The organism is Gemmatimonas sp., from assembly GCF_044376735.1.
Taxonomy (GTDB): Bacteria; Gemmatimonadota; Gemmatimonadetes; order Gemmatimonadales; family Gemmatimonadaceae; genus Gemmatimonas.
In genome coordinates this window covers 21,597-28,103 of the sequence record NZ_JBILKJ010000032.1, presented here as the reverse complement: position 1 = coordinate 28,103, position 6,507 = coordinate 21,597, and the positions used below count along the sequence as shown (strand labels likewise).

6 protein-coding genes are annotated in these 6,507 nt (G+C 65.7%); 4 read left to right on the top strand and 2 right to left on the bottom strand.

All coding sequences use genetic code 11. The features are described from left to right. Positions 1-232: sigma factor (locus ACIRA7_RS07360; RefSeq protein WP_396220202.1), on the bottom strand; the 232-nt coding region annotated here is incomplete at its 3' end. Positions 233-280: 48 nt separating this feature from the next. Further along, positions 281-1,234, bottom strand: coding sequence for a UDP-N-acetylmuramate dehydrogenase (gene murB / locus ACIRA7_RS07355; protein WP_396220201.1), 954 nt, complete (start codon positions 1,232-1,234; stop codon positions 281-283). A 77-nt stretch (positions 1,235-1,311) separates the two neighbouring features. Here murB and ACIRA7_RS07350 point away from each other — a divergent pair, with 77 nt between their 5' ends. The 4 genes from ACIRA7_RS07350 to ACIRA7_RS07335 are packed head-to-tail and all read left to right on the top strand — an operon-like array spanning position 1,312 to position 6,499. Continuing rightward, complete coding sequence (locus ACIRA7_RS07350) at positions 1,312-2,748, top strand: M16 family metallopeptidase (protein WP_396220200.1); 1,437 nt, start codon at positions 1,312-1,314, stop codon at positions 2,746-2,748. 23 nt (positions 2,749-2,771) lie between these two features. Beyond that, the gene (locus tag ACIRA7_RS07345) at positions 2,772-4,172 is read left to right on the top strand and encodes a M16 family metallopeptidase (RefSeq protein ID WP_396220199.1); all 1,401 of its coding nucleotides are present in this window, start codon (positions 2,772-2,774) and stop codon (positions 4,170-4,172) included. A gap of 59 nt (positions 4,173-4,231) precedes the next feature. Beyond that, positions 4,232-4,945, top strand: coding sequence for a hypothetical protein (locus tag ACIRA7_RS07340; protein ID WP_396220198.1), 714 nt, complete (start codon positions 4,232-4,234; stop codon positions 4,943-4,945). Positions 4,946-4,987: 42 nt separating this feature from the next. Next, positions 4,988-6,499 carry a Gfo/Idh/MocA family oxidoreductase gene (locus ACIRA7_RS07335; RefSeq protein WP_396220197.1) on the top strand — a complete coding sequence of 504 codons (1,512 nt, stop codon included), beginning with the start codon at positions 4,988-4,990 and terminating at the stop codon, positions 6,497-6,499. Positions 6,500-6,507: the final 8 nt, after the last annotated feature.

Here is a 6,507-nt window from a genome sequence, read left to right as displayed (position 1 = left end):
GCCAGGCCCGAAGGGGTGTCTCGGCGTCGAGGCGCGTGCGCCAGTCCCACAAGCGCACGAACGCCTCCTGCACGAGGTCCTCGGCAACGGCCTCGTCGCGCACCAACGTGCGTGCGGTGCGAAGGAGCGGTCCGTACAGCGCATCGAACAGCTGGCGAAACGCCAGCTCGTCGCTCCGCTGCACACGGGCCGCCAGATCGGAGAGGTCGTCCGGGGAGAAGAAGGTGGTCATTGTTGCTTAAGGGACACGCGACGGCGGCGCGATGACTAGTGGCGCCGCTCAGAACTCCCCGATAAAGCCGACTTCCGGTTGTAGTTCATAGCCGAACCGTTCCTTCACCGCCGCCTGCGCATGCGAAACCAGCGCTCGCACGTCGGCGGCGGTGGCGTGTCCCAGATTGACCAGGATGTTGGCGTGGATGTGCGAGATCTGGGCATCGCCTACCCGGTAGCCTTTGAGTCCGCACTGATCGATCAGGCGACCGGCACCCACGCCCTCGATCTTCTTGAAGATCGAGCCGGCACTCGGGTGCACCTGCAGCCACGGGTGCCGGGAGCCTCGCCAGGAGAGGTTCTCCTGCAGGATCTGGTGCAGCCGGGCCGGATCGGCCTTGGTGAGTTGGAAGGTCGCGCTCAGCACCACGTCCCGACGGTGGTGAAACACTGTGTCGTCATAGCCGAACTGGATATACTCGGCATCCACCACCCGACGATCGCCCTCCTCGGCCAGGATCTCGCACCGCTCGAACACTTCGGCGATGAACATGGTCCGCTCGCGCTCGGGGGCTGGCGAGAGAAAATGCAGGTTCTGCCAGAGCGCGCCGCCCACGGTGCTGGGGATGCCGATGTAGTGCTCCAGCCCCGACCATCCGGCGCGTACGGTGTCGAGCACCAGATCCTGTATCACGGCCCCGCTTTCCGTCCAGAGCTTTCCCTCGGGGGAGATCGTGTGGGTGGCCGCCGTGTTCCGGATCACCAGCCCGCGGATGCCGCGATCACCGATCAGCACATTCGCCCCCAACCCCAGCACGAACCACGGGATCCCCGCCTGCTTTGCCGCCGTGATCGCCGTCGCCAGTTCGTCGGCGGTGTGCGCCTCGAACAGCACGTCGGCGGGACCACCGATGCGGAACGTGGTGTACGGGGCGAGCGGGGCATTGAGCAGCAGTCGGCCGCGATCGAGCGTGCGCGCGGATGCCGTGACCAGTGCGTCGGCGATCTGGGTGGGAGTCATGCCGAAAGATTCCCCGCAGCAGGTCCGTGCGCCATCGTTCGGGTGACACCGCTGCCCCCTTCCTCTTCCGACGTCGTATGCCCGCATTCTTCGGCGCCCGGCTTTGCTGCCGGTCCCTCCTTGCTGCCGCGCTGTTCGCCGTGGCCATCCCCGCGGCGACGCCGCAGCGGTTGCCGGCGCAGTCCCGTGCCGAGCTGGCCAAGGTGCTGCGCCGCAAGGTGCTCACGAACGGCATGGAAGTGATCGTGGTGGAGAATCACGGCGTACCCATCGCGACGCTCGAGATCAACGTGCGGAACGGCGCGTTCACGCAGAGCCCCGAGTACGCCGGCCTGGCGCACATGTACGAGCACATGTTCTTCAAGGCCAACAAGGACCTGCCCGACGCCGAGGCGTTCAATGATCGCGCGGGTGAATTGGGCGCGGTGTTCAACGGCACCACGCAGGAAGAACGGGTGAACTACTACCTCACGCTTCCGGCAGACTCGGTGGCGGGTGGGCTGCGCTTTCTGGCCAGCGCGCTGATCAACCCGAGTTTTCGTGAAGACGAACTACGGCGCGAAAAGGAAGTCGTGCTCGGTGAGTACGACCGCAACGAAGCGCAGCCCGGTTTTGCATTTCAGCAGAAGGCGACGGAGTTGCTGTATCCCGGCCAGTTCAGCCGCAAGAACACGATCGGTGACCGCACCGTCATCGCCAATGTGACGTCGGCGCAGATGCGCGAAATCCAGCGCAAGTATTACGTGCCGAACAACAGCGCCTTGATCGTGACCGGCGACGTGGATCCGGAGCAGGTGTTCGTGCTGGCCGAGCAGGTGTTCGGCGCCTGGCCGCGCGGTGAAGATCCGTTCAAGGCCGATCCGATCCCGCCCATTCCCGCGCTCGATGGCAACAAGGCGCACATCAGCGAAGAGCCGATCAACGCGGTCGCGGTGCTGATCCAGTGGCAGGGGCCGAGTGTGGGGAAGGATCCGGGCGCCACGTTTGCGGCCGACGTGTTCAGCGACGTGCTGAACACGCCCGGGTCGACGTTTCAGAAGAATCTGGTGGACACGGGGCTGTGGCAGGGCGTCGGCGTGAACTACTACACGTTGAACCAGACCGGTCCGATTTCCATCAGTGGTCAGACCACTCCCGACAAGTACCGCGCGGCGATGGCGGCGCTGGAGCGCGAGATCGCACGCTTCACCGATCCCACGTACGTGACCACGCGCGAACTCGAAGCGGTGAAGGCCCAGCGTACCGTGTCGAGTGCCTTCGGCATCGAAAAAGCCTCGGAGATCGCGCATACGATCGGCTTCTGGTGGAGCGTTTCCAATCTCGACTACTTCATCGGTTACACGGATACCATGGCTCAGCAGCGCATCACGGATCTCCTGCGGTACACCAGCACGTACATCGCGGGGAAGCCGCGCGTAACCAGCGTGCTGCTCTCCAGTGATGCACGCCGCTCGATCGGCCTTACGGAAAAGGAATTGCTGACGCCCGTGTTGCGTCCGGTGGTGCGGCCGTGACGAAACAGGACGGAGTACGGGGGATGGGGTACGGCGTCGTGCTGGCGGCGATGATGGTGTGTGCGGCGGGGACGTTGGCGGGGCAGGCTGCCGCGAAGAAGCCGGTTGCGAAGGCCCCGGCGAAGGCTACCGCGAAAGCGGCGCCGGCAAAGCCCGTGGAGCTCTCGCCGGCGATCACGTCGCCCACCGATACGCTCACGTCGAAGTTCGTTGTTGCGGGCATTCCGGTGATTCTGCGTCGTGTCACGGCGAACAACGTGGTGGCGGCCAACCTGTATCTGCTGGGCGGCACGCGTCAGCTCACGGCGGCCAATCAGGGCATCGAAACGCTGCTGCTGGAAGCGAGTGAGCGTGGCACGGCGAAGTATCCGCGCGATGTGCTGCGCACGAAGATGGCGCGACTGGGCAGCGCGATCGGCGTCGGCGCGAACGCCGACTGGACCACGATCAGCCTGCGGGCCACCACCACGGGGCTCGACAGCACGTGGGCGATTCTCGCGGACCGGGTCATGGCGCCGCGCCTCGATCCGGCCGACGTGGAGCTGATTCGCGAGCAGTTCGTGACGGCCACCCGTCAGCGCAAGGACAGCCCCGACGCCTTGCTCGACTATCTCGCCGATAGCATCGCGTTCTCGGGCCATCCGTATGCGCTCGAGCCCACCGGCACCGAAGCGTCGTTGACGGCGATCACCACGGCCGATCTGAAGGCGTATCACGCGTCCCAATTCGCGAAGTCGCGGATGATGCTGGTGGTGGTCGGCAATGTGTCGCGCACGAAGGTGGAGAAGCTCGTCCGCGAAACGCTCGGTCGCATGCCCACGGGCAGCTATGCGTGGACGTTGCCCGATCCGCCGGCCGAGTTGCCGGGGGCCTACGTCGTCGAGAAGCGTGAGTTGCCCACGAATTACCTGCAGGGCTACTTCCACGGACCGAAAGCCACGAGCCCGGATTATCCCGCGCTGCGGCTCGCCTGCGCGGTGCTCAGCGGACGGTTGTTTGCCGAAGTGCGTGGACGACGCAACCTCACCTATTCCGTGAACGCGCCGTTCGTGGAGCGCGCCTTTTCGCTGGGCGGGTTGTACGTGACCACCACGCAGCCCGACGAAGTGCTCGCGATCATGCAGCAGCAGATCACGTCGTTGCGCGAAGGCACGATCACGAACGACGGACTGGAACGGCTCGTGCAGCAGTTCATCGTGACGTACTTCCTGGACAACGAAACCAACGCGGACCAAGCGAACATGCTGGCGCGCGCCGAGTTGTATCAGGGGGATTTTCGCCGCGCCGCGCAGTTCGTGGACGAACTGCGCGCAGTCACGCCGGCGCAGATTCAGCAGGCGGCGCGCACGTACATGAGCAACGTGCGGTGGGCGTATGTCGGTGATCCGTCGAAGGTGACGCCGGCGCGGATGCTGCGGTTCTGAACCGCGTCCGGCATGACACCGCGCGGACAGGGGTCGCCCTGTCGGTCGATCTCGCGTACGTGGATTACCGCGACATCGGCGTGGCGCTGGTCACGTACCACAGCGCCGGGCGCCAGGAATCGCTGACGGCGCGGGCGTTCGACGTGCCGCTCGGCGGACGCCCGTCGGTGACGGCGCTGGCCGCGTGGCTGCACGAGGTCGTGGAGGCGCACGACGTGCGCTCTCTCTGCATCGATGGGCCGCTGGGGTGGCGCTCTCCGCACACCGACTCGCTGCACTGTCGCCTCAGTGAGCGCGCGGTGCGCGCCCCGGGGAAGACCGGGCTGCCCCCCGACGGCGTGAAGCCGCGTACCTACCTCGGATTCACGACCTTTTCGATCGCGCTGTTCGAGGCGTTGCTGGAGACCACCGACTGGGTGCTGCCGGGAGCTCCGGAGGCCCTACCGACCGCCCGGATCGTGACCGAGAGCTTTCCCACGGCTGGCTGGCGCGCGCTCGGCCTGTCGCCGCTGATGGCCAAGGGGCGTGCGTCGGTGGCGGATGTGCAGGAGGCCGGCGCCCGATTGCAGGGGCGTACCGGAATCACCCTCGAGCAGGTACGTACTCACGATCAGCTGCAAGCGGTGGTGGGTGGGATCGCCGGTGCCTGGTGGGCGGCCGGCCTCACCGATCGGGTGCAGCTGGCCGGCGCCCCGCCGTTCCGCCTCGACGGAAGCTGGCGCGAGGGATATATCATGGTGCCAGCACCTTTCGCGCTGTCAGGGCCCGATTGATCACGATATCCGTCTTCGTCGTCCGACTCCCCACCGCCTCCCATGTCGACTCCCTACTCCCGTCGTGACTTCGTGTCCGACAGCGCCACGCTCGCCTTTGGCGCGATGATCGTACCGCGGGCCGTGCTCGGCGGTCCCGGCTACCGCGCGCCAAGCACCAAGCTCAACATCGCGTGTGTCGGTATCGGTGGCATGGGGATGAGCAACATGTCGCAGATGCTCACCGAAAACATCGTGGCGGTGTGCGATGTCGACTTCGCCTACGTGGAGCGGTCGCTCGAGTCACGACTCAAGCCGCGAACGGGAGAGCCGACACCCGAGAATGTCCAGCTGGGCCAAGCCTACCGGAATGCGAAGCAGTACACGGATTTCCGTGAGATGCTGGACAAGCAGAAGGACATCGATGCCGTCCTGATTGCGACGCCCGATCACCTGCACGCCACCATCGCGTTGGCGGCGATGTCGCTGGGCAAGCATGTGTACGTGCAGAAGCCGCTGGCGTATTCGGTGCACGAAGTCCGTCTGCTGCAGAAGGCCGCGCTGGCCAATCCGAAGCTGGCCACGCAGATGGGCAATCAGGGCCATTCGATGGAAGGCTCGCACCGCATCACCGAGATCATCAATTCGGGGGTGCTGGGCAAGATCCGCGAAGTGCATGTGTGGACCGATCGCCCGGTGCGCTACTGGGCGCAGGGCATTCCGCGTCCGCGCGCGGCCACGGCTCCCACGAATCCGCCGAATCCACGTCCGCAGTGGAACATGGGCACCGTGGACAACGCGGTACGCGCCGCGATGGCGGCCAACGACTCGTCGATGCCGCCGGGACTGAACTGGGATCTGTACCTCGGCCCTGCACCGGAGATCGCGTATCACCCGGCGTACCACCCGTTCGCGTGGCGCGGCTGGCTCGACTTCGGTGTCGGGTCGCTGGGGGACATGGGGGCGCACCTGATCGATCAGCCGTTCACGTCGCTCGGCCTCACGTATCCCACGTCGATCGCGGCGTCGTCGAGTCCGTGGGGCGGTGGTGCGCAGAATCCTGCCACCTATCCGCTGGCCACCATGGTGCAGTACGACTTCCCGAAGGTCGGCAAGCGTGACGCGCTCAAGCTGTATTGGTACGACGGCGGCTTGATGCCGCCGCGCCCGGAGATGCTCCCCGACGAGGTGCCGATGAACAACCCCGGCAGCGACGGCGGCGGTGGAGTGTTCGTGGGTGAGAAGGGCATCATGTTCTACGAGACGTACGGTAACAAGCCGCGCATCTTCCCCGAGGCGATCGCCAAGAAGGCCGAGCAGGTGCCTGTCACCATTCCGCGCATCACGGTGTCGCACGAGCAGAACTGGATTCAGGCGGCGAAGGGCGAAGCGCAATCCAGCTCCCCGTTCTCGCAGGCATCCCCGCTCACGGAAACGATGTTGCTGGGCATGGCGGCATTGCGCGCCGGGCAGGGGCGCAAGGTGAACTACGACAGCGACGCGATGAAGTTCACCAATGCCCCGGACGCGAATCAGTATCTCACGCGCGTGTATCGAAAGGGATGGGAGCTGTAGTGCGCAGG

Coding starts and splice junctions, on each gene's coding strand:
- murB (WP_396220201.1), bottom strand. CDS start 1,234: ATGACTCCCACCCAGATCGCCGACGCACTGGTCACGGCATCCGCGCGC.
- ACIRA7_RS07350 (WP_396220200.1), top strand. CDS start 1,312: ATGCCCGCATTCTTCGGCGCCCGGCTTTGCTGCCGGTCCCTCCTTGCT.
- ACIRA7_RS07345 (WP_396220199.1), top strand. CDS start 2,772: ATGGGGTACGGCGTCGTGCTGGCGGCGATGATGGTGTGTGCGGCGGGG.
- ACIRA7_RS07335 (WP_396220197.1), top strand. CDS start 4,988: ATGTCGACTCCCTACTCCCGTCGTGACTTCGTGTCCGACAGCGCCACG.